This is a genomic window from Thioalkalicoccus limnaeus (assembly GCF_041197575.1).
Classification (GTDB): Bacteria; Pseudomonadota; Gammaproteobacteria; order Chromatiales; family Chromatiaceae; genus Thioalkalicoccus; species Thioalkalicoccus limnaeus.
Window position 1 is genome coordinate 37,323 of record NZ_JBDKXB010000018.1, and the last position, 25,961, is coordinate 63,283.

The window sequence follows — 25,961 nt, forward strand, 5'->3', positions numbered from 1 at the left end:
GTATCCCGGCAGTGTCCGGTTTCGCGATGTCCGCTCCGCCCTGATGGCCGTTCGAGCCCGCCATTCGATGTTCGCTAGCGACCGCGTTCGCCTGATGCGTCTGTTACGCGGGCTCGGGCTCGTCGGCCCGATCCTGGTGCTGTGGCTGGCACTGGCCGGGAGTCTGATCGCCTTTGCGATCCATTGGACCAGGCCGGGCCAGGCTCTTCTGCCGCTGCTCGGTCTCGCCCTGCTCGGGCTCGCCATCGCGGCACTCGCGGTGGGCAGCTGGCGACTGGCCCGGCGTCTGATCCAACCACTGCTGCGGTTGCAGGAATCGGTCACGCGGGTCTGCCAAGGCGAGCCCGGGGCCAGCCGAACCCTCAACGACATGGGAGTCCTCGACGGTTTGGCGCGCGATATCGGCAGCCTCAACGAGGAGCTGACCGACCTCTACGAGGAGATGGACAACCGCGTCGCACGTCAGACCCAGCGACTAGCCCAGAAGACAGCCTCGCTGAAAATCCTTTACGACGTGGCGGCGACCATCAATCAGGCTGACGACCTCGACGACTTGCTGTTGCGATTCCTGCGCGTCCTCAAACAGATGGTCAACGGCTGCGCGGCAACCGTGCGGCTGGTGATGCCGGACGGGGCCGAACGGCTGGTCGGGACCATCGGTCTCGATGATCAGCTGATTCGTGAACGGGATTACACGAAGGTCGATCTGTGTCTGTGCGGAACGGCGCTAGCACCAGGCGAGATCGTTTGCGATCACGAGGCCGGATTCTGCCGCACGCTGTACGGGCGGTCGATGTTCACCAGCGACGAGGTCGAGATCGTCTCGGTCCCGCTCGAATACCATGATGAGCGGGTCGGCCTCTACACCCTTTTCGTCAACCGGCCTGGAATCGGGGCGCGGGAAGACATCAAGGACCTTCTGGCAACGGTCGGCCACCATCTCGGCGTCGCCGTCGCCAAATACCGCTCCGATGCGGAGGCACAGCGCTTGTCGATCGTCGAAGAACGCAACGCCTTGGCACACGAACTGCACGACTCACTGGCCCAAACCCTGGCCAGTTTGCGCTTTCAATGCCGCCTGCTCGATGATTCGTTGGCGGGCAGCCAGGTATCGGCCGAGGCCCGAAGCGATTTGCTGCGCATCCGCAACGGGCTCGATGAAGCGAACACCGAGCTGCGCGAGCTGCTGGCGAGCTTCCGCGCCCCGCTGGATCGACACGGTCTGGTACCGGCGCTCGCGAAGCTCACCGAGCGCCTCGGACGCGAAACCGGCATCCACGTCTTTTTCCAGAACAACTGCCGGCCCTTCGAGATGGCCGCCGCCGACGAGATGCAGGTCCTGCGCATCGTGCAGGAGGCCCTCGCGAATATCCGCAAGCACGCCCAGGCCCATACCGTGCGTGTCCTGCTGACCCGCGAGGTCGACGGTCAGCATGTCCTGCTGGTCGAAGACGATGGCATCGGCTTCAATGCCCCGCGGCTGGCCGATCACCCTGGAGAACAGATTGGCCTGTCGATCATGGAGGAGCGGGCGCGGCGCATCGATGCCGAACTTCGGATCGAGAGCGAACCCGGTGAAGGCACGCGGATCGAGCTCGTCTTTTCCGCGTCGCGGCGCACCAGGCAGCCGTTTCGGGTCGCGGCCTGATGCGCGTCCTGCTGATCGACGATCACGCCCTGTTTCGCATCGGCCTGCAGGAGCTGCTCGAGCGGCGGGGCATCACGGTCGTCGGCGCGGTCGGCGAATGTCGGGCCGGGCTGGAACTCGCGGCGCGCGCAGCGCCGGACGTCGTCCTGCTCGACCTGCGGATGCCCGATGCCCACGGCCTGGAGGTCTTGCGGCACCTGGGCCGGCATCACCCAAGCCTACCCGTCGTCATGCTGACGACCAGCGTCGAGGAACGGGATCTGATCGAATCGATTCGCGAGGGGGCACGAGGGTATCTGTTGAAGGATATCGAACCCGACGAATTGATCACAGCCCTCGAGGATATCGTCAAGGGTCGGACGGTCGTGGCCAAGGAGCTCGCCGGCATCCTGGTCAAGGCCGTGCAAGGCGCCGAGCAACGCGATCGGCGAACCGGGGCCTTCTCGGAATTGACGCCGCGCGAGCACGAGATCCTGTGTCAACTCGCCGGCGGCCACAGCAACAAGGTGATCGCCCGCGGCCTCGGGATCACCGAAGGGACCGTCAAGCTGCATGTCAAGGCCATCCTGCGCAAACTACAAGTCCATTCGCGTGTCGAAGCGGCCGTGATCGCTGTCGAAAACAATCTGTGTCTGCGTGGTCAACCAAAAGAAACCGGGTCGGATTCGACACGGATGGCGGCCGAGGATCCATCATGAAGTGCTATCTGGATCTGGTCCGGGATTGCCTGGCCGAGGTGCGGGAGATCATGCCCTGGGATCTGGTCGACCGGCTGGCGGCGAATCCCCGCGTGCTGCTGATCGACGTCCGCGAGCCTTACGAGTTCGCAGCGATGCACATCGCCGGCTCGCTCAATGTCCCGCGCGGTATACTCGAATCGGCCTGCGAATGGGATTACGAAGAGACGGTCCCGGAACTGGTCCGAGCCCGCGACCGAGAACTGGTGATCCTGTGTCGTTCGGGACATCGCAGCCTACTGGCCGCGCGTGCGATGCAGCAACTCGGCTACCGCGATATCGTGTCGCTGAAGACCGGTCTGCGCGGCTGGAAGGACTACGAACAGCCGTTGGTCGACGGTGCCGGACGGCCGGTCGATCTCGACGATGCCGACCGGTACTTCACGCCCCTGGTGCGGCCGGAGCAGCGACGACCGCGCGACCAGATCGCATGACATGCCCAGGTCGAGACGGACCCCGAAGGATTCGGCCAGGGGCCGGGTCTGGGTATCGCTCGCGGATCCCGGCGGTCGGGCTCAGAGTGCGTACTCCTGGCGCAGCCTAAGCTGAAGTCGCTTGGCCTGCTTCAGTGCCTCCTTCAACATCAACCGATGCAGCTCGTTCAGATCGTCGGGGTCGACGCGGTTGGCGCCATCGGGATCTTTGGTGTTCAGTTGCTGTTGGATCCGGAACCGCTGCACCAGGTGGAAGGCTTCGACCTCGGCCGCGGTATCGCCGCCGCCGCGCTGCTGTGCCTGACCGACAGCGCGCAGCCGGTCCGCGGTATTGGTTGCCCACAAACCATGACGCAAGGCCCATAGTCGCGCGCAGTCGGTGAACAAGCGCGCCCCCTGCGTCTTGAGGTCGAGCGTATGCGGGAAATCACGATTGCGGTCGTAGGTGAACTGACCGGCCCAGCCGAGCGGTGGCGCCGTTTCCAGCGTCTGGGTCGCCAAAGCCTGGAAGAAACGGTTGTGCCGCGGTGCCTGATCGATCAACCAGGCACGCAGTCGATCGACCGGTTCACAATGTCCGTAGAGGGGCCGGAAATCGAAGAAGATGGTACCGTGCAACAGGGCCTCGGGCTCCGGGATCCGCAACCAGCCGTCGAAGCGCGCCCGCCATTCGTCGGCGCTCAGGCACCACTCGGGATTGCCAGCCATGATCTGGCCGCGGCAACGCTCGAACCCGCACAGGTGCAGGGCGTCGTTGACCGCCTGACAAAAGGGCAGAAAGGCGGCACGGATGGCGTCCGTGCGTTCGCTGTCCGGCGGGACGAAGATCAAGCCGTTGTCCTGGTCGGTCGAGAAGGTCTGTTCCAGCCGACCCTCGGAGCCGAAGACCATCCAGCACCAGGGCACGGCCGGCAGATCGAATTCGTCCTCGATCAGCTCAATGATCCGCATCGCGATCAGGTCGTTGAGACCTGACAACCACTGACACAGGGCCTCGACGCCCATGCCGGACTCGAACAACTCGGCCGCTCGCCGATGCACCCGATCGGCCGCTTCGGTCATCGCGGTGACATCGCGGGCCGCATTGATCGCCGCCACCAACGCCTCGGCACCACCAGCTCGCAACCCCAGCAGGTCGGTCTGGCCAATCAGGCCGGCCAACCGGCCATCCTGGTCCGTGAGCAGGAGATGGGCAACACCCTTCTTCGCCATCATCACCTTGGCTCGGTGCGCCGGCGCGTCGGCGGTGATCGTCAGCGGTGCACCGATCATGTAGGCGGCGACGGGCGCCTCGAGTCCGCCGCCCTCGATGCCGATCACGAACAACATCTCCCGCAACGTGATCAGACCCAAGGGCAAGCCGCTCGTCTCGTCGACGACGACGGCGGCATCCGCTTGGGCCTGCGCGAGCAGCAACAGGGTTTCACGGACGGACGTCGCGGGGTTGACCACGACCGGTCGGTGGCGTGCCAAGCCACGCAGTGGGGCCTGATCCGGGCCGTCGTCAGACCCCGCCACAGGGTTCAGACCCGAGGCGGCCTGGGTGTCGGTGTCGCTCATGTCTACCTCTGGTGGCCATCGATGGTGGTCGACTGTTCGATCCCAGCGTGTCCTGATCAGCCGAGGGCGGCCTCCGGTCAGGTCCGGCAAGCCGTTCCTCTTTGTTGTCGAGTCGCCGTCAGCGGGTCTCTGTCAGCAGTTCCCTGACCTTGTCGACCAGATCACGCGTGGAAAAGGGTTTCGGCATGTAGGCGTCGGCGCCGAGATCGAGGCCCTTGCGTTGCTCCGCCTCGCGTCCCTTCGCGGTCAGCATCAGGACGCGGGTCTCGGCAAGGGCGGGATCCGCGCGGATCGCTTCGAGGACCGCAAACCCATCAAGCTTGGGCATCATGACGTCGAGCACGATCAGATCCGGCCGATCCTGGCGGATCGCCGCTAGGCCGGCCTCGCCATCCCGGGCCACCTGGACCTGATAGCCCTCGCGCGTCATCAGGAATTCGAGCGAGATGACGATGCTCGGTTCGTCATCGATGATCAGGATGCGCTTGCTCATGGTTCAGGCCTGTGTTCCGATTCGTCCAGCATGTGGGCGGGCAACTCGAAGCAAAGGGTAGCACCTTTCTCCGCCTCGTCGGCGACCCACAGGCGGCCACTCAGGTGGTCGATGATCTGTCGGCTGATCGGCAGACCGAGGCCGGTGCCGAGTGGTTTCTCGCCGCCGCTAGCGACTTGGCGAAACTTCTCGAACACGACTTCGCGCTCCGGCTCCGGGATCCCGGGCCCATTGTCGCTGACGCAGACCCGCCACGCGCCGGCCACCGGACCCAGGGTCACCCGGACCTGCCCCTGGTCGGGCGGCGCGAACTTGACCGCGTTCGAGAGTAGGTTCACGAGCACCTGCACCAATCGATCGCGGTCGCCCCAGACCGTGGCCGGTTGCGCCGGCTCCTCGCGCTCGATTCTTATGCCGCGGCCCTCGATCAGTTGTCCGGTGGACGCGACCGCCTGATCGATGACCTGCTGCAGGACGACGGTCTCGGTCCGCCAGTCGGCGTGTCCCGATTCGATCTTCGCCAGATCCAGCACCTGGTTGACCAGCCGCGACAGCCGTTCGGTCTCGCTGACGAGGATCCCGAGAAACTGTTGGCGTTGCTCGCCCGGCAGGTCCGGATCGTCGTAGAGGATCTCCGAGAAGGCACGGATCGACGCAAGCGGCGTGCGCAGTTCATGCGTGACCGACGACATGAAGTCGTCCTTCAGTCGATCGAGCTCGGTCAGGCGCAGGTTCGCGGCACGCAGTTCCGCGGTCGCCGCCTCCAGCTCCTGGCTTTTGCGCTCCAATTCGTGGCTGTAGGCACGGATCTGCGAGGCCTCATCGAGGATGTTCAGCACTTCGTCGAGGCCGATCGTCTCCTCTTGTGTAACGGATGCGACCATGACCCGCGCCGATGCGCCACCGATCGCACCGGACAGCAGCGTCTCGGCAAAATGCACCGTGTCGGCATCCGGCGGCAGATCCCGTACGTCGGCCAGACCGCGCGCCCGAGCATAGTCGGCGAACGCCGCCTGGGTGCGATCCGTGCCGAGGAAGCGCTCGGTGAGCGCGATCAACTCGACGATCTCAGCACTGCCGCGCCACAGCCGGGTCTTGTGGTCGGCGCCGCGCCAGGCGGCGTCGACGAACAGGCGCGCCTGTGCCGCCTCGACCGCGTTCGGCTCGCGCAGCGATGAGACCAGCAGAAAGACCCCGATATTCGCCGTCAGGCTCCAGAAGAGGCCATGGGTGATCTCGTTCCAACCGACCAGGCCGAACAGCCCGAGCGGTGCCAGGATGTCCAGGCCACCTGGCCCGGACTCCATGAAGGCCGGCGGCAGCCAGTCGGACCTCGCGAACGACGGCAGCAGCAGCGTGTAGGTCCAGACCAGGAAGCCCGCGGTCAGACCGGCGATCGCCCCCTCCCGGGTCCCGCCGCGCCAATAGAGGCCACCGATCACGGCCGGCGCGAACTGCGCCACCGCGACGAAGCTGATCAGGCCGATACTGACCAGCGCATAGGCCTCGCCGGCCTGCTGATAGTAGAGGTAGCCGAGCATCAGGATCACGATGATCGCGCTGCGGCGAATCAGCAACAGCAACCGCCCCAGATCCGCCGGTGGTCGCCGATGCCGCCAGCGGCGCAGCAAGGCCGGCAGGATGAGGTCGTTGCAGACCATCGTCGACAGCGCGATCGTCTCGACGATCACCATGCCGGTCGCCGCCGACAGCCCGCCGATGAAGACCAACAGCGCAAGCCCAGGACGCTCCAACGCGATTGGCAGCGTCAGCATGAAGGTGTCGGCGTCGACGCTTCCGTCCGGAAAGGTCAAGAGACCGGCGATCGCGATCGGGATCACGAACAGGTTGATCAACAACAGGTAAAGCGGAAACAGCCAGAGCGCGCGGCGCAGATGGCGCTCGTCGCTGTTCTCGACGACGGCGACCTGGAACTGGCGCGGCAGCAGCATGACCGCGAGCCCGGCCAGCAGCGAGATCGCGAACCAGTCCTGCATCGGCGGGATCACCGGGTCGAGCAGCGGCGCGAGTGCCGCCTCGTCGCCGCGCGGAGGCGCCCCCGAACCCGTGAGACCCAGGAGCCACAGCGTCAGGAAGAGCCCGACCGCGAGGAACGCGACGAGCTTGACGATGGACTCGAACGCGATCGCCGCGACCAGGCCTTCGTGACGCTCGCTCGCATCCAGGTGCCGGGTACCGAACAGGATCGTGAAGGCGGCGAGCAGCAGGGCGACGACGAAGGCCGTGTCCTGCCAGAACGGCAGGTCGCCGTGGACCGGCATCCGGACCTCCGGGTAATGCTGCAGGATCGTGAAGCTCCAGGCGATGGCCTTGAGCTGCAACGCGATGTACGGGATCACGCCGATGACCGCGATGACGGTGACCAAGCCGCCGAGGAATTGGCTCTTGCCATAGCGCGACGCGATGAAATCCGCGATCGAGGTGATGCGCTCGGCCTTGCTGACCCGCACCATCTTCAACAGCAACGAGCCCCACAACAAGGCGATCAGCGTCGGTCCGAGGTAGATCGGCAGGAAGCCAAGGCCCGTATCGACCGCGCGTCCGACACTGCCATAGAAGGTCCAGGCCGTGCAGTAAACGGCCAGCGACAGCGCGTAGATGGTCGGGTGGGCGATCACCGAGCGGCCCTGATCGGCCCGGCGGTCCGCCCAATAGGCGACAGCGAACAGGAGCCCGAGGTAAACGAACGACAGGCCGATGATCAGTGGACCGCTGATCATGTCCGGCTCCGACGCATCAATCGCGGCTCCGGGACACGATCCAGGCCGCGACGACGATGATCAGGCCCCAGACCCCGAACAGGTAGAGCGCTAGGATCGGGACGCCGAACCAGTTCCCAAGGCCCTGGAATTGCAGCACCAGCGGCGAGAACAGCAAGAGCAGCGCAGCGAGGAACAGCGACAGCAAGCGTTGGCGCAGAAGGCGGGCGCGTGGCATCGACGAATCGGGTCTCCCGGCAGTGGCTCCCTCGGGAGTATAGAGGCTCGCCGCCCTCTTCGTGGTCGGTCGTCTGCGAAACACCGCTGGCCACCCAGTTCACCCCGCTCGCCGAGCGTCCATTCGCGACGACCGATGGGGGGGAGCCGCCACACCGCTATCGGGTGCGAGCGTCGTGCATCGCAGCAGAAAATCCTTGTGCCGCGGGTATATAATCGAGCTCCGCAGGGCGCCGCGTGGGAGCGCTTGCCGACCGCATGCACGCATTCGGTCGCTAGCAAGGGTCCTCGGGAGGCGCTTGACCCGATCGAAAACAGGAGGCGTGCAAGATGCTCGAGGCGGTGATCTTCGATGTGGACGGAACCTTGGCCAATACCGAGGAGGCGCATCGCCTCGCCTTCAACGAGACCTTTCGCGCATTCGATCTGCCGTGGGACTGGGATCCAGCTCTGTACCGCCGGTTACTCGCCGTCGCCGGTGGGCGCGAGCGGATCCGTCACTATTGCGAGATCGTTTCGTCGGACCTGCTCGCACGACCCAACGCGGCCGAGACGATCGCGGCGCTGCATCGCGACAAGACGCAGCGCTACGCGCAACTCGTCGCGTCGGGCGCGATCGCGCCGCGGCCCGGCGTCATGCGCCTGATCGGCGAACTGCGCGCCGCTGGGATCCGGCTCGCGATCGCGACCACGACTTCGCTTGCGAATGTCGAGAGCCTGTTGGCCGGGACCCTCGAGGGTCTGCCATCGGGGACCTTCGAGGTCATCGGCGCTGGCGATCATGCCGCCGACAAGAAGCCCTCGCCGGCGGTCTATCGTTGGGTTCTGGACCGACTTCGACTGCCGCCGGATCGTGCGCTCGCGATCGAGGATTCCGGAAACGGGGTCCGCTCGGCGATCGGCGCCGGCCTGCCGGTCTTGGTCACCGAGTCCGAATGGAGCCGCGGCGATGATTTCTCGGGAAGCCTGGCGGTGATCTCGGATCTCGGCGAACCCGATGCGCCCTTCCGCCTGATCGCCGGTGACGCGCACGGTCGGGGTTGGGTCGATCCGGACCTGCTCGCGCATTGGCAGGGCGTCGCCGTCCGGTAGCGAGACCTCGCCACGCTTGCTGAGCCGCCGCGGAGCCTCGGACCCCGCGGGTTTGGCACCACTGACTACGACCGGAACAAGCTCCGGCTCCGTCGGTCACCCGTCTATGGAAACAGGAGAAACCCATGGCTCTCGTGAACATGCAGGACCTGCTGGGCCAGGCCCGAGAGGATCGTTACGCGATCGCGGCGCTCGATGTCGTCAGTCTCGATTTCGTCGAGGCCGTGGTCGAGGCCGCCGAGGCCTGTCGCGCGCCGATCATCATCAGCCTCGCCGAGTCGCACTTCGAGCACTACGACTTCGAGTTGCTGATGAGCGCCGTGGTCACGGCCGCGCGTCGTTCAACGGCTCCCTGTGCGATCCATCTCGATCACGGCGCCAGTCTCGACTCGGCGACACGCGCGATCCGCTTCGGCTGCAACGGCGTGATGGTCGATGCCTCGCATCGGCCGATCGCTGAGAATCTGGCATTGACGCGCGAGATCGTCGCGCTGGCGCGGGGCTGCGGCGTCGCGGTCGAGGGCGAGCTCGGCTATGTACCCGGGGTCGAAGGCGAAGACGCGGAGCGGCACCCGGGCGATGTCGTCTATACGACCCCCGACGAGGCCCGAACCTTCGTCGAAGAGACTGGTGTCGATTGCCTCGCCGTCTCGATCGGGACCATCCATGGGCGGATGCGCGGAACACCCGATCTCGATCTTGCACGCCTCGCCGAGATCGCCGACGCGGTCGCGGTGCCGCTCGTGATCCACGGTGGGACCGGACTGACGGATGAGCAGTTTCGCGGACTGATCGAACGGGGCGTAGCCAAGATCAATTACTACACAGCGCTGGCCGATGCCGCGGCTGACGCGATCCGGTCGGCCGCGGCGGCGGATCCACGGGCCGGTTACGGTCGCCTGACGCTCGCGGTTCGAGCCGCGGTCCGTCGCGAAGCCGAGCGGGTGATCCGGCTGTTCGGCAGCGCGGGGCGCGCCGACGCGGTGCTAACCCGCTGTCGGCCCTGGCGCGAGGTCGAGCACCTGATCCTGTTCAACGCCGACGGCGACGAGGCATCGGTCCGCGCCATGAAAGACGAAGGGCGGCGCTGTCTCGGGGTCCTGCCCGGTGTGCGTCAGGCGCTGACCGGCGAGGCTGTCAAGCCAGACGCGCGGTATCGGCACTGCTGGCTGATCCGCTTCAGCGGCGAGCCGGTGATCGCGGCCTACGACCACCACCCCGAGCACCTTGCCTTCGCCGACCAGCGCTTCCGACCGGTCGCCGGGGACCGGTTGAAGATCGATTACGAGTTGGATTGAATTGCGCGCCTACACGGCAGAACCCCCTCGCTGGCCAGCCCTGGCAACGATCGATTACCATGACGACGGTGGCTTTTGTGGGCTCGAGTCGCGGTCTGGCCTGGCCGAAGACCTGATCACCGGCTCGTGGCGACAAGCTCGATCGGCAGTAGCTAGGGTCCAGATCGGCCGCCGGCCACCGCGACAAGCCGACCCGTCGGTCCCAATAAACAAGGCGAGGAAAGGGGTTTGAAGATCACCGTCGAGGAATTCCGCGCCTGGAAGGGCCGCCGGATAACCCTGCTTGGTATGTCTGGCGTCGGCAAGACGCACCTGTCAGCGATGTTGCGGCGCCATGACTGGTTCCATTATTCCGGTGATTACCGGATCGGCACCCGTTACCTCGATGAACACATCCTCGACCTGATCAAGGCCCAAGCCATGCAGGTGCCCTTTTTGCGGGACCTGCTCCGCCGTGACTGGATCTTCATCCGCAATAACATCAAGGTCGCGGAACTCGGTCCCGTACTGAGCTTCGTCGGAAAACTCGGCAACCCGGAACGCGGCGGCCTGGGGCTGAAAGAATTCAAGCGTCGGCAAGCCCTCTATCGTCAAGCCGAGATCGATGCGATGCTCGACGTTCCCGGTTTCATCGACAAGGCGCGGGATATCTACGGCTACAACCATTTCGTCAACGACGTTGGCGGCAGTCTGTGCGAGCTCGATGAGCCGCGCGTCATCGAACTGCTCGCGCGCCATACCCTGATTCTCTACATTCAGGTACCGGAACAAGACGAGATCAAGTTGATCCAGCGGGCCCAGGCCGACCCGAAACCACTGTACTATCGGCCGGAGTTCCTGCATTCGGCGATCAAGGACTATCTCGCCGAACGGAACCTCGAATACGTTGCCGAGGTCGATCCGGACGACTTCACGCGCTGGGTTTTCCCGCGCTTGTTCAATTCCCGAGTGCCGCGCTACGAAGCGATCGCGCGGCCACACGGTTACACGGTCACCTCGACCGAGATCGCGCTGGTCCGCGACGAGCAGGACTTCCTGCACCTGCTCGAACAGGCCATCGCCCGCAAAGTTCTTCAATCCGACGGCTGACACCCGACCACCGCCATGCCCATCGTCGCCCACAACGACCTGCCGACCTTCGAACGACTGCGCGCCGAGGGTCAGCATATCCTCGACCCCGATCGCGCCATCCAGCAGGATATCCGCGAGCTGCACATCGGCTTGCTGAACATGATGCCGGACGCTGCGCTGGCGGCAACCGAGCGCCAGTTCTTCCGGCTGATCGGACAGAGCAACCCGATCGCCCAGTTTTACGTCCATCCCTTCTCGCTCGAAGGACTGCACCGGTCGGCCAAGGCCGAGGCTTACATCGACCGATACTACGAACCCTTCGAACGGATCCGGGAGGAGGGACTGGATGCCTTGATCGTCACCGGGGCCAATGTCACGGGCCAGGACCTCGCCGATGAGCCTTTCTGGGAACCCCTGATCGGAGTCATCGACTGGGCGGCCGAGCACGTCACATCGACGCTCTGCTCCTGCCTCACGACCCATGCCGTGCTGCAATTTCGTTACGGCCAGCGGCGGTGTCCGTTGCCCGCCAAACGCTGGGGCGTCTACCCGCATCGCGTCGTGAAGCGGCAACACCCGCTGATCGCCAGTGTCAACACCCTGTTCGATGTACCCCACTCGCGCTTCAACGACATCAGCCGCGCCCAATTCGACGCCGCCGGGCTGCAGGTCCTGGCCGAGAGCGACGAGGCCGGTGTCCATCTTGCGACCAGCAGCGACGGCTTTCGGTTGATCTTCTTCCAGGGTCATCCGGAGTACGACACCATCTCGCTGCTGAAGGAGTACAAACGGGAGGTAAACCGGTTCGCCAACGGCGAGCGCGAGGACTACCCGCCGTTCCCGGAACACTACTTCCCCCTTCGTGAACAGGCCATCTTGGATGAGCATCGCGAGCGCGTCCTCAAGGCCATCGATCGCGGCCGTCCAGCGCCGGAACTGCCCGAGGATCTGATCGCTCCGCGGCTCGATAACACCTGGCACGACACCGCTGAAGGGGTCGTGGGTAACTGGATGGGGCTCATCTACCAGATCACGAGCAACTCGCGGCAAGCGCCCTTCATGGAACACATCGACCCCTCCAATCCACTGGGCCTAACAGCCAACTGACGATCGCTGCGAACCCCGAACCGCCGCATCCAGCGCAGCTGACCAGCACGCCGCCTCTTCCAGCAAGGTGCCGCGGGCGAAAACCCAGCAACCCAGTCGATCGTCTGCTTTTGGGTACCGTTAGTCACCTGGGCGAGCAAGATCCAGCCCAGACCGTATCATTAGCGCTACTCAGCGACGAGCCGCGCACATGTGCTAGCGCTTTTTCCGTAAAGGTTTCATGGATGAGCCGCCGAGTTGGCTGCGGGCTGGGTGTTGCGATAACGCCGCACAATAACGGCCCTTTGATTGATCTGAGACAATGAATCGACGTCGTGACCTCTTAATGAAGAGCCCGATTCGGTCGATACTAATAGCAACGGCGGCCTCACCGCCCAACGGGAACACCCGAAGCCACGTTTCGGTCGTCGCCCGTGCCATGTGACCCGGGCGGGCGCCACCCGCCGACCACGACCGACTCCCCGTCTCGGGTTTCGTTGGCATCCCCCGAGGCCGTCTGAACGAAAGCAACAAGATTCACCACTGAGCAGGTTTGAGATGTTTGAAGAAGACAAGAACGCCATTCGTTACAAATGGGATCCACGAACCGGCACCGGCTATCGCTTGCGGTTCGAGTCGATCAACGGCTCTCGGTCCGGCCACCGTCGTTACCACGTCGAGGATTGGAACCACCATGTCGTGGCCAACGAGTGGGACTGCCAGAGCCTCGACGAAGCTTTGCGGGTGCTCCGCGGGCTGTTCGACATCGATGTGGCCAAAGAACGCAACCGCCTCGAGGCCAGGTTCTCCTAACCATATCCCGTCCCTGCCTGCTTGCTAGGGCTCGGGCGCGTCAAAATCAGTCGAAGACGAACGGGCCACCTGTGGTCCGTTTCGTTGTCGCCTTCCCGCGGAATCGATGGCGCCGCACGGCCCATCACACCCTCCCCCTCTTGCGATGCCGATTGCCTGGCCGAAGCAGAACAGAGCAGGCACCGACAAACCAAATCGAACTGACGCCGGCGACGACGACGGCCGAGCAGGCCGATCAGGACTCGCGCAACGCCACCGTCACCGGCAGCGCGGCGGCGCGCAGCGCAGGGAGCAGGCCGCCGAAGAGGCCGATGATCAGCGCCCATTGCAGGCCGCGCGCGATCAGTTCTCCGGTGACCTGGAATTGGAACACGACCTGGCTGAAGTTGGCCCCGAGCGTCGAGACCGTGAAGCCGTGGAACAGCGTCCAGGCGACGCCGGCGCCGAGCAGGCCGCCGGCCAGCGCCAGCGTCATCGTCTCGAGCAAGACCGAAGCAACGACCGGCGTCGCCGTGAAACCGAGCGCGCGCAAGGTCGCAATCTCTCGGGCGCGCTGCGAGACCGCCGTGTACATGGTGTTCAGCGCCCCGAACACGGCACCGAGCGCCATGATCGCGGCCACGCCGGTCCCGATGATCCGAATCGCGGCCGTCAGCCGTTCGGACTGTTTGGTGTAGTAGTCGCGCGTGGTCTCGACATCGACGCGCAGCCGCGGATCGGCCGCCAGGGCCGCGCGCAGCGTCTCGATCGCGGCCGGCTCGGTCAGCGCGACGACAACCGACTGGAAGCCGTTGCGACGATGGGCCGCGGCCAGGGTCTCGGCATCGCCCCAGACCTCGGATTCGTGCGTGTCGCCGGATTCGAAGACGCCGACGATCCGCCAGCCCTGGTTCAGCATCGGCAGATCCTCGCCCGGCTCGAGGCCACTGAACTGCTGTAAGGCCCCGCGTCCGACGATCAGCTCACGCCGCCCGGGCTCGAACGCACGGCCCTCGACCAGCCGCACCTGCGGTCGCACGGCCCAGGCCATCGGCCCGACACCGCGCACCTCGAGGTTCGCATCGGTGCCGGTCGAACGGCGCGGCACGGTCGCGACCAGCACCAGGTCGGCAGTCGCGATCGGCAAATCGCGGTGATCGCGCCGGACCCCCGGCGCCTGCGCGATCAAGGTCGCGGCCGAGCGCTCGAAGGCCGACGAGAGCTCGGCGTTCGCACCGGCGCGCAAGACGATCGCCGTGTGGTCGTTGCCGGCACGGGTCACGGTCGCCTGAAACCCGGCCGCCATCGCCTGCATCGCGACCAGGACCCCGACGACCCCGGCGATGCCGACGACGACGACCGAAGTCGCACCGAGGCGTTCCGGGATGGTCGCGAGGCCGACCCAGGTGATCGCCAGCGTCTGGCGGCCCGACGGGGTCGTCAGCAACCAGAACAACCAGGGCACCCCGACGACGGCCAGCAGCAGCGGGTAGCGGATCCACAGGAGCGCGGCGATCAGCCCGAGCGACAAGACGCCGACCTGGCGCAGCCGCGGTGCCCATCGTTCGCTCCGGACCATGATCAGCGTCCCGCGAGCGCATCGACGATGCGCAGGCGCATCGCCCTCAAGGCCGGCGGCAGGCCGACGATGACGCCGATCGCGACCATCAGGGCCAACCCGGTCAGCCAGCTCTGCGGTGCCATCACGACATCGAGCTGACCGGAGCTCGCCGCGCGGATCGCCGGCAGCGCAACCCGCGCCATCGCAAGCCCGAGCAATCCGCCGATCAGCAGCAACAGCGTCGACTCGGCGACCACCAGGACCAGCAGCAGGCGGTTGCGAAACCCGATCGTCTTCAGCACCGCCAGCTCCGGGATCCGTTCGCGGATCGATTGCCCCATCGTGTTGCCGGTCAACAGGATCAGCGTGAAGAAGACTGCGGCCATGATCGCGGTGACGATCAGCCCGATATCGCCGATCTGGCGGGCGAACGAGCGCTGGAAATCGCGTTCGCTGCGCGCCGTGGTCTCGTAGGTCGAATTCTCGAACTGCCGGTCGATGGCCTGGGCCACCTGGTCGGCCTGGTCCGGATCCCGAACGCGGACGACGAACCATCCGATGGTGCCCTGCCCCAGGGTCCGCCCCTCGTCGAAATAGTCGTAGCGGAACAGAAGCTGTCGCTCGACGCCGCGCAACTGCGGCTCGGTGACCTGATAGATCCCGACCAGGTCGAAGAGCCAGTAATCGCGGCCGTCCTTGTTCGGATAGAGGGTCGCCTGCAGCGGGATCCGATCGCCGACTTGCCAACCGAAGCGATCGGCCAACGCCTGCCCGACGATGGCCCCGGTGCGCGTCGTCAGGAAGGCCTGACGCTGTTCGGGGGGCAGGTCGTACTCCGGATGCAGGTCCAGGTAAGCGGCAGGGCTGACCGCGATATTCGGGAAGAAGTTCTTCGGATCCTGATAGATACCGCCGAACCAGTCGGCGTGCGCGACCTGATCCACGCCAGGGACCGACGCGATCCGTGCCAAATAGGCCTGGGGCAGGGTTTGGGTCAGCGACAACCGCGACGACACGATCAGCCGGTCGATCCCGCTTAAGCTTTCCGGCGCCGTGAAGGCGACGCGCACCGCATCGAGCATCCCGAACAGCGCGAAGGCCGCCGCGATCGACAGCAGCGTCAGCGCCGTGCGCGTCTTCCGACGCAGCAGGCCGGCAACCAGCAGCGGCAGGTATCGCATCACCGCCCTGCCCCGGCTCCTGCTCCGGCCGTCTCGATCAGCACGCCCTTGTCCAGGTGCAGCGTGCGCTTGGCGAACTCGGCCGCCTTCGGATCGTGCGTGACCATGATCATCGTCTTGCCGTGGTCGCGGTTCAGGCGCTGCAGCAGCAGGAGCACCTCCTCGGCCGAATGCCGATCGAGATCACCGGTCGGCTCGTCGCAGACCAGCAGCGTCGGATCCGACACGATCGCGCGCGCGATCGCGACCCGTTGCTGCTGCCCACCGGACAGCTCGCTCGGCTTATGGCTCGCGCGGTCCGCGAGTCCCACCAGATCCAATGCAATCGCCGCGTGACGGCGACGCCGCGCCGCCGACAGCCGTGTCAGCAGCAACGGCAGCTCGACGTTCTTCTGCGCCGACAGGGCCGGCAACAGATTGTAGAACTGGAACACGAACCCGACATTCGCGGCCCGCCAGCGCGCCAAGGCGGCCTCGGACATGCGCTCGATCCGCTGCCCGGCGACCTGCAAGGTGCCCTCGGTCGGCGCATCGAGCCCGGCGATCATGTTCAGCAGCGTGCTCTTGCCGGAGCCGGACGGCCCCATCAGTGCGAGGAAATCGCCGGCCGGGATATCCAGATCGACCCGCTGCAAGACCTCGACGCGCTGCCGACCGCGCTCGTAAACCTTGCTGACGCCGCGCAGGCAAACCAGCGGGTCGATCATCGCACCGCGCTCCAGGCTCGCGTCCATCACCCGGCATCAGGCCCCGGAACGCGCGGTAATCCGCCGTCCGTCGACGAGCCCTGGCGGTGGCGCACGCACCACGCGCTCACCGACCGCCAATCCGGCCTCGATCAGGCGGCGATCACCGAGGTCCTCGGCAACCCGGACCTCGCGTTCGCGCGCCTGGCCGCCGTCGAGCACGAAGACCACGCTGTAGCCGTCGCGTTCCCGCACCGCGGTGGCCGGGACCAGCACGCCTTGCGCGAGCGCGTCGGGCTCGGGGGGCGACTCGCGCAGGAAGGAGACACGCACCCCCATCTCCGGAACCAAGCGCGGATCCTCGCTGAGCAGCGCAACGCGCACGCGGATCGTGGCCTTGGCGCGATCGGCGGTCGGGATGATCGCGATCACCGCGGCGGGGATCGACCAGTCCGGATAGGCATCGAGCACGGCCACGACCGGCTGTCCGGGCTGAACCCGGTTGATGAAGGCCTCGTTGACGTCGACCTCGATCTCCAGCGACTCCATGTCGACGATGGTGCCGATCCCGGTTCGGGTGAACCCGCCGCCGGCCGACATCGGCGACACGATCTCGCCCGGTTGTGCGGCCTTCGCGACCACGACCCCGCTGAACGGGGCGCGAACGACGGTGTTGTCGTAGTCGACCTGGGCGACCTGCAATTGGGCCTCGGCGACCCGGACCTGGCTTTCGGCCGCGGCAAGCTGGGCCGCCAGCACCAGCACCCGAGTGCGGCTGTTATCGAGCGCCTCCTCGGAGCCGAGTCCGCGCGCGTGCAGCCCCTGTTGTCGGGCCTCGTCGCGTCGCGCCTGATCGAGCTGGACCTGGATCTGACCGAGTTCGGCGCGCGCCGCCGCGAGGCGCGCCTCGACCAGAGCCAGCTGGGCGCGTGCGTCGGTGTCATCGAGCCGGGCCATCACCTGACCGGCCTCGACGCGCTCGCCTTCCTCGATCAGCACCTCGGCCAGCCGACCGGAGATCTTGCTCGAGACCGTCGCCTGACGCCGCGCGATCAGATAACCGGTCGCATCCAGCACGGTCGTCGAGCCGGCTTCAAGGGCCTCGACGACCGCCGTGTCGACGGCCAACGCACGGCCGCTGACCAATTGGTAACCACCCAAGCCGCCACCGAGCAACAGCAGCCAGATCACGGCGAACCACAACCAGCGCCCGCGGCCACGCGGCTCGCGGTCTTGCGTGTCGATGCGCAGTTCCCTGAGGAGATCGGATTCGGACATTGAGCAGCCTTGGAGACAGGTGACGGGCCGGACCAAACAGACAGGCCGGCCGAGGAGCATCATCATAGTGCATTGCCAGCCCGCCTTTCACGCCGCGTGAGAGGGGTAAAGGGGCGCTGAACCATCCGGCGCACGACACCTCGGCAAGCACGCCCGGGGACTGTTGGACGCCTTTCCACCGCTTCTATTCGCCAGTTGACTGCGGGTCCTCGGGGTCTGTTCCCGGGCAATGGCCCGTCGCGTCAGCGCGGGTCGCGGAACAGGTGTCGCGGCAGCCACCACAGATAGAAGACCATGCCGAACAGCTCGACCAGCGACTGCGCAACGATGACCACGACGGTCACCTCCCAACCCGCCGGCAAGGCCAACGCGAACGGCAGGACGACGAACGAGTTGCGCGTCCCGAGGCTGAAGGCCAGCGTTCGACCAGCCGCCTGGCCCAACCGAAACGCGCGGGTCAGCGACCAGGCGATCAGCGCGGCGAGGACCAGGTAGAGGGCAAACCAGGGGACCACCGCCAGCAGAACCGGCCCGGCGGCGCGCACCGTGTGGACCTGGGCACCGGCGATCGACAGCAACACCAGCGCGAGCAGGGGCACGGGCCACCAGGCCAGCCGCTCGCGCCAGCAGGCTCGCTGCGGCTGGGCCTCGATCCAGCGCTCGCTCAGGGCCGCCAGCAACAAGGGCACCCCGATCAGCGCCAGGGCCGCGGGCAGCAGGTCCGTCGCACGCAACACCGTCCCCAGCTCCTCGGCCGGCAGCATCCACCAGAGATAAACGGGCAACAACAGCAACTGCGCCAGCAGGTTCAGCGGCGTGACCGCAACAGCCCGGGCCGTGTCGCCCCGCCCGCGCTGCGCGAAGGTGATGAACCAGTCGGTACAGGGCACCAACAACACCAACAGCACGCCGAGCCGCACGGCCGGATCCGCCGGCAGCCACGGCAGCAGGGTCCAGACCAGCAGCGGCACCAGCACGAAGTTCCCGAGACCGCTGGCCACCAGAAAGCGCCGATCGCCAAAGGCATCGCGAATGTGCAGCAGCGGCACCTGGACGAAGGTCGCGTAGAGCAGCAGGCCCAGGACCGGCCACAGCCAAGCCTCGAAGACCGGCCCGACGGCCGGGAACGAAACCCCCAGCGCCAACCCGACCAGGATCCCGACCAGATAGACCCAAACCTGGTGCCGCTCGAGCGTGTCTCGCTTCATCGAATCTCCGGTTGCACCAGTCAACACCCGAGACCCGGCTCCAAGCCCGTCGATGGGCTAGGCACCAAGGCCGAGGATGGCGGGAGCGGTTGATCCTCGCGGGCCGTGACCTTCAATGATCCCGGGTGCAGAGGACGCCAGCGCGGGAGCAGCTGCCGTCGGAATCGATGCCGCCGTGCACGGTCAGCCGTTCGATCACGTCAAAGTCGATGGTGGCACGGGTATCGCGGTAACGAGCCCTGGGTCAGCGGCGATGAGCCTAAAGGAGGCCGTCATCGAAGCACGGGGTCGCGATGATCTCCAAGGCGATCCACCCGGCTGCGTCGAGGCCTGCTCGATCAGGGCTAGGCCAAACTGCCCGTCGATGGTCGGCATGCGGTCGCTGTCGGCACCCTTCCACCGATTCATACGGTACCGTTCGTTCGCATCCTCGTCGTCCAGGCCCAGATCGAAGGTATTTTCCGACAGGGGCGGGCGAAAGAAAGCGCAATCACTTTGCCGAGAATCAGGGGTTGCAGTAGTCGCAGCGGCCGGGGTCGGCCTCCCTGCGGTCCCCACGGAGACGGGTGATTTGGTGTGGGCATCGCACACAGCCTAGAATGTCGGCCCGGGTCTCACGGGTCGGTGCGCCGCACTCCGAGCAGGGCAAACCGGGTACCCGGTCCACGATCCAGAACCCCGGTGCGCGGCAGACCGGACAGGGCGACAGCAGTTTCGCCGCCAAATCCTCGGCCGCCGCGCGGATCGTGCTCTGGCGCGTCGGGTTGACGTGCGCCCGCACGTCGGTCTCCAAAAAGGCCAGGCCGTTCACCGACTGCGTCTGCGCCCAGGCGAAGGAGGCCTCGAGCTCCGCCCAATGGGCGATCCCCTTGCGGATGCGCGGGTCGTTCTCGCCCTCGGGACGCACGACTAGGTGATGGGCGGGAAATTCCGCCTGCCGGGCAAAGGCCTCGGCCACCGTCCAGTCGCCGGTCAGCAGGTGCCCGTGGTTCGCCTTGCCCTGCGCGACGCCCACGACCTCGAGCCCCCGCTCCGCGTCGAGGAAGATCACGAACTCCACGTTCCAGGAAAACATACCCGCTATCGGGTCCGGTCCGAACGAGCCCTCGCTTGCGAGCCCATGTGGCAGATTAGCAAGCTCCATGCCGATGCGCGCCTTCTTGCGTGCCGCCTCGCGCTGCGTCCCGGCCCTCGGAATCTCGCGAGTGAAAGTACCGAGCCGATCGGTATCAAACCCCTCGACCAATTCGATTCGACAGCCGATCGCGGGCTCGAGCACCGGCGCGATGACCCGTTCCTTGCCGTGCCGCGTGAGCAATGCGACACGCCGACCGCGATACGGAGACGGGCCCGTAAACAATGGCACCAAGCGCCGTTCACAGGTCATCGTGATTTCTCCGACCGCAACACCGCCAGCTCGGATACGAACGGAATCATGTTGTCGTGTTCACGGCCCAGACGCCGGGTGTCATCGCGCAGACATCAGGCCTCACTGTCGCCCTTGCGCGGCAGGATGGAAATATCCGACACCATTGCCTTGACTCGGTACCCGGCCCTCATCAATTCATCGATCTCGGGCAGCAGGGTCAGCAGCCGCGCCTCGGACAAGATGATATAGATGACGACGTTGGCGTCGCTGCCCAGACCGCCGGACTGCAAACCACCGACTCCGGCGCCGGTCGCGGGCACGGCGGTGTAGCCACCAATCCCGCAGCGTTTTGCCGTGTCGATCAGCAGACGCTGCAGACTGTGCGGCGCGATCAGCGTCAAAAGCTTTTTCTGCTCCAAGGCTCGCATGATTGGTCTCTCGATGATTGGTTTCCTGCTCGTGTCATTACCGGTGCGCTCCACTACCCCCACAGCCAACCGCTGACCGCGTAGTAGAGTGGAATGCCTATCAGGATGTTTAGCGGGAAGGTGATAGCCAGGGCCATGGTGAAATACACCCCGGGCCGCGCCTCCGGGATCGCATAACGGACGATAGCCGGCACGACGATGTACGAGGCGCTGGCCGAGAGCACCGCGAGCAATACCGCATCGCCACGCCCGAGCCCGAGGACGGCGGCCAGTATAAACGCGATAGCGGCATTCAGCAGCGGCATCAGCAGCGCGAACACCAGCAGATGCCGGTTGAGCGGTGCCTGCGAGTCTTGCAGCTGCCGCGCCACCAGCAGCCCCATATCGAGCAGAAAGAAGGCGAGAATACCCTTGAAGATGTCCACGGTGAACGGTTGCATGATCTCCTGGCCCCGCTCCCCAGTGACGAACCCGATCACCAAGGCGCCGATCAACAGCAAATGTCCTCCATCGGTAAAGGCTTCGTGCAGCACCTTGCGCATCGACAGTGCCGCCGGCGGCCGGTCCGCACCGGGTACGACATCGCGCGACCGCACATAGCTGGCCAACAGGACGGCCATGATGATCGCAGGCGACTCCATCAAGACCATGGCAACGGTCATGTAGCCGCCGAATTCCACCCCCTCGCTGGTGAGGAACTGCTGCGCCACGATAAAAGTCACCGCGCTGACCGAGCCGTAAGTTGCCGCCACTGCGGCGGCGTCGTAAGGGCTGGCGATCCGGCGCAGCAGTAGGAAGCTGTAAGCAGGGATTGCGGCGGCCATGACCAACGCGGCCAACAGCGCCAACACGCCGGCCGCCGGCAGCCCGCCGGCGGCCAAGCTTGCGCCGCCCTTGAGGCCGAGCGCAATCAGTAGATACAGCGAACAGAACTTCACGATCGCCGGCGGAATCTCAAGGTTGGAACGCACGACCCCAGCCAGGACCCCGAAGACGAAGAACAGGATCGCCGGGTCCAGTAGGTTTTGCAGCATGCCGCTGGTCATAGCGCCTCCGGCATCGAGACGCTAGCGAGACGGGCAGACGCACTGCCGAGGGACCAACGGTGGAGAGCTGACGAATAGGCGACCGGTTCCTCGCTGGCGCGCCACGTATCCGCAAAGCGGTATGCCAGCAAGACGAGGCTTCTGAGTTCGCTGGGCATATTCATCTCCTTAAACGACTGGATATCTGGATCGCTCGGGGCCCTGGATGCCAGGCCAAACCCGGGCTGACGGAGCTTCTAGGCCGTTCGCTCCGTCCTGCCCGTTGACTGCGGAGGCGATTCTAAGAACCTCCACAAAAACAATAAAAGTCGTTTATTCTTATCTAATCATGCGAAAAAAATTGCGAATAGGATCAGATGAACCTCAAGCACTTGCGCTATTTCTGGGTGACGGCGCGCGCCGGAAGCGTCGCGGCCGCCGGCAAACAGTTGCATCTGACGCCGCAAACCGTCAGCGCCCAGATCAAGTTGCTCGAAAGGGACCTCGGGACAACCTTGTTCATACCTGTTGGTCGCGGCCTCGAATTGACCGAGGCAGGGCGCCTTGCCCTGTCCTACGCCGACGAGATCTTCGCGCTGAGTCAGGACATGGTGTCGTCGCTGCGGGCCACCGGCGTCAAGGAGCAGGCGGCCGCAACATTTCGGGTCGGGATTTCCAATGTGCTCCCCAAATCGCTCAGCCACCGCTTGCTGCTTTCGCTGAGAAAATCGGCGAAGCCGGTTCGGCTGGTGTGCCGCGACGGCACGATCGAGGCGCTGCTCGGCGAATTGGCCCTGCACCGGATCGAGATGATGTTGGCCGACCGCCCGATGCCGGCGGGGTTGGCGGTACGCGGCCACAGCCGCAAGCTGGGTGAAAGCGCCCTGGCCTTCTTTGCGAGCCCGCGGCTGGCGCGGCAGGATGCGGGTTTCCCCGCCTGCCTCAACGAAGCGCCGCTACTGTTACCCGGACAGAACGCGGCGGTGCGTGGCGAGATCGATCGCTGGTTAGGCGAGGCACGCCTGTACCCGCGGGTCGTCGGGGAGTTCGATGACAGCGCCCTGATGAAAGTCTTCGCCCAGGCAGGCGAAGGCTATTTCCCCGCACCGGCCATCATCTCGGACGAGATCTGCGCGCGTTATGGCGTGATCGAGGTGGGGCGGCTGGATGATGTGCGCGACGCGGTCTGGTTGATAAGCACCGAGCGGCGCATTCAGCAACCGGAGGTCGATGCCGTCCTGAAAGCCGCCCGTAGCGCGGTCTTCAACATACCCGCTGGCAGTGAAACAGCGGGTTGACAAGATCATGGATGAGCAGGGTCATCTTCTCTGATGCGTTCTCCCCCTCAAATGGTCGTTTTTCATGAGGGAGAGGGGTGGGTCTCCCTCGGGGTGCTGGGTCGACAGCACTCGCTGGGAGCGTCACGTGTTTGCGACGACGAGAAGACCGCATCAGTATGCCACGCCCTGCTGGAAATCTCCATCTTTTCGCCGTGTACGCCAGGGCTCCCGAATTATCGGTTTATTTTAGACAGATAGTTACGTAATCTGCCTCATCTTTAACGCGATGAGGTGGTTACATGTCCTCAGATCTGGTTTCGCATCTGTCGGTGATCAAGGACCCACGCGCCGACAAGAACAAGCTCTACCCGCTGTAAGAGATTCTGCTGCTGTGCATCGGCGCCGACGTGGTGTTCCTGCATTCCACGATCGGCACCAAGGAGGGGGAGCCCTATGACGCCAACCGGGTCCGTGAATTGGTCGCCAGAATGTACGAGCTTGCTCGGAGCTGGGGGTTCGTGCCTGAGGACCAGAGGAATCCTGCGCAAGGAATCGGTGATTACAAAGAACAGAAGTGCGATCGTTAAGCCGTGGAATCAGGTCCGTAAAGCGGCTGGGGTGGAAGACGTTCGCTTGCACGACCTGCGACGCACGGTCGGCAGCTGGTTGGCCCAGTCGGGAGACTCGCTGCACCTGATCGGACGGGTCCTCAGCCATTCGAACCAGTCCACGACGGGGGTGTACGCCCGCTTCGGCGAGGATTCGGTGCGCGCGGCCCTGGAGCAGCATGGTGCCCGCATCATGGGCGTCGCCGGTGTCAGCCCAACGGCACCCGCCGCCGGGCCCTATTCGGACCCCCAATCGGGTGGCCATTAAACCACGTGGTCGGCTGGCCGGTGTCGCTCGCCTGACCCGGCCAGACCGCGATCGCGCAACTACGCGACTATAGCCGCGCGATCACCCCGGTCGGCAGCCAAAGCGTCAGCGGTGCATCCGGAAGCCGCTCGAATTCATACCGCTCGTACCAGCCACGCGCCCGCTCGTGCTTGGCATCGACGATGACGCCGATCATGCCGATCTCCTCGGCCAGACGGGCGCAGCGCTGCAGCGCATCCATCAGCAACAGCTCGCCCAGACCCTGGCCTTGATGCCGCACATCGACCGCCAGGCGCGCCAGCCGGGCGACGGGGAGCGGGAAACGAGGGAATCGCTCGGCGTAGGCCGGCGGTAGCTGGTCCTCGAGGATCGCCGCCATCGCCAGGCTATAGAACCCCCGAATCGCCGACCCTTCGGCCGCCACATAGGTTCGGCTCAGGTTCGCGGTCGCGTGCTGGCGAGCGAAACGACGCAGGTAGATGTCGAGCTCGACCTCACCGCACGCGAAGACGCGGCGCTTGTGATGCGCCGCCAAGGGCTCGATCCGCATCCTCGGCGCGCGCTCAGTCCGTCGGCTCCGATCGCCATGCGCGGTAGCGTGCCATCGCCGCCGCGAGCTTCGGCCGTGGCTGATCGAGATGATCCAGTGCGGCGACGAACGCCTCCCAATCGCGCTGCGTCAAGGTCAGGGATTCCGCCTCTCCCAGCACCGCCTTCGCACGCTCCTGGGCCGCGCTCAATAGGAAGGCACTGACGGACATCCCAGCGGTGGACGCCGCGCGCGCAATCAGGGCTTTCGTCTCTGCCGAGGTCCGCAGATCGATGCGCTCGAGGGCGGGGGGCATGGCTCACTCCTTAACGAGTACGGTTGATGTACGGATACAAGCTACCGCGTTTTCCGCCGACGGGCAACGCCGCTCGTTCGGTGTTCGACAACGGACGTGCCAGTCAGCCGCAGGAGAAAATCTCGATGCGCTCGGCGTCGCGCTCGCGCCGGGGGAAGACCTGCAATCCTGCTCCCGGACGGGCCCGGATCCGCATTGCGACCTCCCGACTGTGTCACGAGTGCCCCCGCCATCGCCGGGCGCGGGCACCGCTTCGCCGCCTGCGGTATCCACGCCGCGATCCTCCGGCCATCGGGCCGGCAGTGCGTGATTGCAGAACTTCACCCCAGTGTCACGATTTCTCCTCCGGCCCCTTGGCTCGCGCCTTTCTGAACGGCGTCAGCACTCACGAAGGCGATCGCAAACTTCTCTTTTCGGCGTCGGGTGTCGGCGGCGAAAAGCCGACACGCTGTTAGGCACCGGGGGGTCTGCGGCCACCTGGATCCCAACGCGCTTGTTGGACCCTGATCCGCGGCGTCTATACTCTTGGATGACCGACCAAACACGGTGCCCATCCATGCCTGACCGTGCCGAAGCGCCATCCATTAGCGTCGAGGAGTATCTCGCGGGCGAGGCTGTCGCGCCGGTGCGCCACGAGTACGTCGCCGTCGAGGTCTCTGCCATGCCCGCTTCGCCGTCCCGTCCCGCTGCGCTGCGCCTCGTCTTGGTCCTGCTGGTCCTATGCCTCGTCGCGCCTTGGCTGTCGGCGGCGGACGGTGCGAAGCGCGACCTGATCCTGATCGAGGGCGGCGATTATTTCGGCCATGACTATGCGACGCGCAAGGATGTTTCGCAGGCCGATTGCCAGGCGGCCTGCCTGGCCGACGCGCGCTGCCTGTCCTTCACCTACAACGTCTCAACGCGCTGGTGCTTCCTGAAGAGCGATTACGGCGAGCTGCGCCCGTTCGCCGGGGCGGTCACCGGCCGGATCCTGACGGGCTCGCCGGCGACCCGGGTCGAGCGCCGCGCCGCCCGTCTCGGCGAGTTGAGATTCCTGCCGCCGGGCTATGCCGACGA

At 65.6% G+C, this 25,961-nt stretch carries 25 protein-coding genes; 11 read left to right on the forward strand and 14 right to left on the reverse strand.

Going from position 1 to position 25,961, the window contains the following annotated elements; all coding sequences use genetic code 11:
* The first annotated feature begins 67 nt into the window (after positions 1-67).
* From ABC977_RS12840 to ABC977_RS12850, 3 genes are read left to right on the forward strand one after another with little or no spacing between them, the layout of a single operon-like run.
* Entirely contained in the window at positions 68-1,648 is a 1,581-nt protein-coding gene (locus ABC977_RS12840) for an ATP-binding protein (protein WP_369667661.1), read from the forward strand.
* On the forward strand, positions 1,648-2,346 hold the full coding sequence (locus tag ABC977_RS12845; protein ID WP_369667662.1) for a response regulator: 699 nt from the start codon (positions 1,648-1,650) through the stop codon (positions 2,344-2,346). The genes ABC977_RS12840 and ABC977_RS12845 overlap by 1 nt, the downstream gene beginning before the upstream one ends.
* Positions 2,343-2,819: a rhodanese-like domain-containing protein gene (locus tag ABC977_RS12850; RefSeq protein ID WP_369667663.1), complete on the forward strand. Its 477-nt coding sequence runs from the start codon at positions 2,343-2,345 to the stop codon at positions 2,817-2,819. Before ABC977_RS12845 ends, ABC977_RS12850 begins: the two co-directional genes overlap by 4 nt.
* Before the next feature lie 81 nt (positions 2,820-2,900).
* Here ABC977_RS12850 and ABC977_RS12855 read toward each other — a convergent pair whose 3' ends face one another.
* The 4 genes from ABC977_RS12855 to ABC977_RS12870 all read right to left on the reverse strand — a co-directional run bounded on the left by ABC977_RS12855 (position 2,901) and on the right by ABC977_RS12870 (position 7,830).
* Positions 2,901-4,379, reverse strand: coding sequence for a DUF294 nucleotidyltransferase-like domain-containing protein (locus tag ABC977_RS12855; protein WP_369667664.1), 1,479 nt, complete (start codon positions 4,377-4,379; stop codon positions 2,901-2,903).
* A 118-nt stretch (positions 4,380-4,497) separates the two neighbouring features.
* Positions 4,498-4,872, reverse strand: coding sequence for a response regulator transcription factor (locus tag ABC977_RS12860; RefSeq protein ID WP_369667665.1), 375 nt, complete (start codon positions 4,870-4,872; stop codon positions 4,498-4,500).
* Positions 4,869-7,613 carry an ATP-binding protein gene (locus ABC977_RS12865; RefSeq protein WP_369667666.1) on the reverse strand — a complete coding sequence of 915 codons (2,745 nt, stop codon included), beginning with the start codon at positions 7,611-7,613 and terminating at the stop codon, positions 4,869-4,871. The genes ABC977_RS12860 and ABC977_RS12865 overlap by 4 nt, the downstream gene beginning before the upstream one ends.
* A 16-nt stretch (positions 7,614-7,629) precedes the next feature.
* The gene (locus ABC977_RS12870; protein WP_369667667.1) at positions 7,630-7,830 is read right to left on the reverse strand and encodes a hypothetical protein; all 201 of its coding nucleotides are present in this window, start codon (positions 7,828-7,830) and stop codon (positions 7,630-7,632) included.
* A gap of 329 nt (positions 7,831-8,159) precedes the next feature.
* Here ABC977_RS12870 and ABC977_RS12875 point away from each other — a divergent pair, with 329 nt between their 5' ends.
* From ABC977_RS12875 to ABC977_RS12895, 5 genes are all read left to right on the forward strand, one after another.
* A complete protein-coding gene (locus tag ABC977_RS12875; protein WP_369667668.1) occupies positions 8,160-8,921 on the forward strand; it encodes an HAD-IA family hydrolase in 762 nt (253 codons plus the stop codon).
* Between the two features lie 125 nt (positions 8,922-9,046).
* Positions 9,047-10,219, forward strand: a complete 1,173-nt coding sequence (locus tag ABC977_RS12880) for a ketose-bisphosphate aldolase (protein ID WP_369667669.1) — start codon at positions 9,047-9,049, stop codon at positions 10,217-10,219.
* 228 nt (positions 10,220-10,447) lie between these two features.
* Positions 10,448-11,308 carry an ATPase gene (locus tag ABC977_RS12885; protein ID WP_369667670.1) on the forward strand — a complete coding sequence of 287 codons (861 nt, stop codon included), beginning with the start codon at positions 10,448-10,450 and terminating at the stop codon, positions 11,306-11,308.
* 15 nt (positions 11,309-11,323) lie between these two features.
* The gene (gene metA, locus ABC977_RS12890; protein WP_369667671.1) at positions 11,324-12,397 is read left to right on the forward strand and encodes a homoserine O-succinyltransferase MetA; all 1,074 of its coding nucleotides are present in this window, start codon (positions 11,324-11,326) and stop codon (positions 12,395-12,397) included.
* Between the two features lie 537 nt (positions 12,398-12,934).
* Entirely contained in the window at positions 12,935-13,189 is a 255-nt protein-coding gene (locus tag ABC977_RS12895; protein ID WP_369667672.1) for a hypothetical protein, read from the forward strand.
* Positions 13,190-13,424: 235 nt separating this feature from the next.
* On the opposite strand, the gene ABC977_RS12900 is transcribed toward ABC977_RS12895, so the two are convergent.
* The 8 genes from ABC977_RS12900 to ABC977_RS12935 form a co-directional block, all read right to left on the reverse strand.
* Positions 13,425-14,747: an ABC transporter permease gene (locus tag ABC977_RS12900; RefSeq protein WP_369667673.1), complete on the reverse strand. Its 1,323-nt coding sequence runs from the start codon at positions 14,745-14,747 to the stop codon at positions 13,425-13,427.
* A gap of 2 nt (positions 14,748-14,749) precedes the next feature.
* The gene (locus ABC977_RS12905; protein WP_369667689.1) at positions 14,750-15,910 is read right to left on the reverse strand and encodes an ABC transporter permease; all 1,161 of its coding nucleotides are present in this window, start codon (positions 15,908-15,910) and stop codon (positions 14,750-14,752) included.
* On the reverse strand, positions 15,910-16,644 hold the full coding sequence (locus ABC977_RS12910; protein ID WP_369667674.1) for an ABC transporter ATP-binding protein: 735 nt from the start codon (positions 16,642-16,644) through the stop codon (positions 15,910-15,912). Before ABC977_RS12910 ends, ABC977_RS12905 begins: the two co-directional genes overlap by 1 nt.
* A 9-nt stretch (positions 16,645-16,653) precedes the next feature.
* Positions 16,654-17,874 carry an efflux RND transporter periplasmic adaptor subunit gene (locus ABC977_RS12915; protein WP_369667675.1) on the reverse strand — a complete coding sequence of 407 codons (1,221 nt, stop codon included), beginning with the start codon at positions 17,872-17,874 and terminating at the stop codon, positions 16,654-16,656.
* 242 nt (positions 17,875-18,116) lie between these two features.
* Positions 18,117-19,082 (reverse strand): arsenic resistance protein, encoded by a 966-nt coding sequence (locus ABC977_RS12920; RefSeq protein WP_369667676.1) that lies wholly within the window; start codon positions 19,080-19,082, stop codon positions 18,117-18,119.
* Between the two features lie 505 nt (positions 19,083-19,587).
* Positions 19,588-20,469, reverse strand: a complete 882-nt coding sequence (locus ABC977_RS12925) for a DUF6671 family protein (protein WP_369667677.1) — start codon at positions 20,467-20,469, stop codon at positions 19,588-19,590.
* Between the two features lie 95 nt (positions 20,470-20,564).
* Entirely contained in the window at positions 20,565-20,879 is a 315-nt protein-coding gene (locus ABC977_RS12930) for a P-II family nitrogen regulator (RefSeq protein ID WP_369667678.1), read from the reverse strand.
* A gap of 53 nt (positions 20,880-20,932) precedes the next feature.
* Positions 20,933-21,925 (reverse strand): sodium-dependent bicarbonate transport family permease, encoded by a 993-nt coding sequence (locus tag ABC977_RS12935; RefSeq protein WP_369667679.1) that lies wholly within the window; start codon positions 21,923-21,925, stop codon positions 20,933-20,935.
* Between the two features lie 356 nt (positions 21,926-22,281).
* Here ABC977_RS12935 and nhaR point away from each other — a divergent pair, with 356 nt between their 5' ends.
* Together nhaR and ABC977_RS12945 are read left to right on the forward strand one after the other, a co-directional pair.
* On the forward strand, positions 22,282-23,202 hold the full coding sequence (gene nhaR / locus ABC977_RS12940; RefSeq protein ID WP_369667680.1) for a transcriptional activator NhaR: 921 nt from the start codon (positions 22,282-22,284) through the stop codon (positions 23,200-23,202).
* Between the two features lie 435 nt (positions 23,203-23,637).
* On the forward strand, positions 23,638-24,060 hold the full coding sequence (locus tag ABC977_RS12945) for a tyrosine-type recombinase/integrase (RefSeq protein ID WP_369667681.1): 423 nt from the start codon (positions 23,638-23,640) through the stop codon (positions 24,058-24,060).
* A gap of 67 nt (positions 24,061-24,127) precedes the next feature.
* Here ABC977_RS12945 and ABC977_RS12950 read toward each other — a convergent pair whose 3' ends face one another.
* Both ABC977_RS12950 and ABC977_RS12955 read right to left on the reverse strand, forming a co-directional pair.
* Positions 24,128-24,610 (reverse strand): GNAT family N-acetyltransferase, encoded by a 483-nt coding sequence (locus ABC977_RS12950; RefSeq protein ID WP_369667682.1) that lies wholly within the window; start codon positions 24,608-24,610, stop codon positions 24,128-24,130.
* Between the two features lie 13 nt (positions 24,611-24,623).
* Positions 24,624-24,905, reverse strand: a complete 282-nt coding sequence (locus ABC977_RS12955) for a type II toxin-antitoxin system TacA family antitoxin (protein WP_369667683.1) — start codon at positions 24,903-24,905, stop codon at positions 24,624-24,626.
* Positions 24,906-25,461: 556 nt separating this feature from the next.
* On the opposite strand from ABC977_RS12955, the gene ABC977_RS12960 reads away from it, so the two are divergent.
* Positions 25,462-25,961: PAN/Apple domain-containing protein (locus ABC977_RS12960; protein WP_369667684.1), on the forward strand; the 500-nt coding region annotated here is incomplete at its 3' end.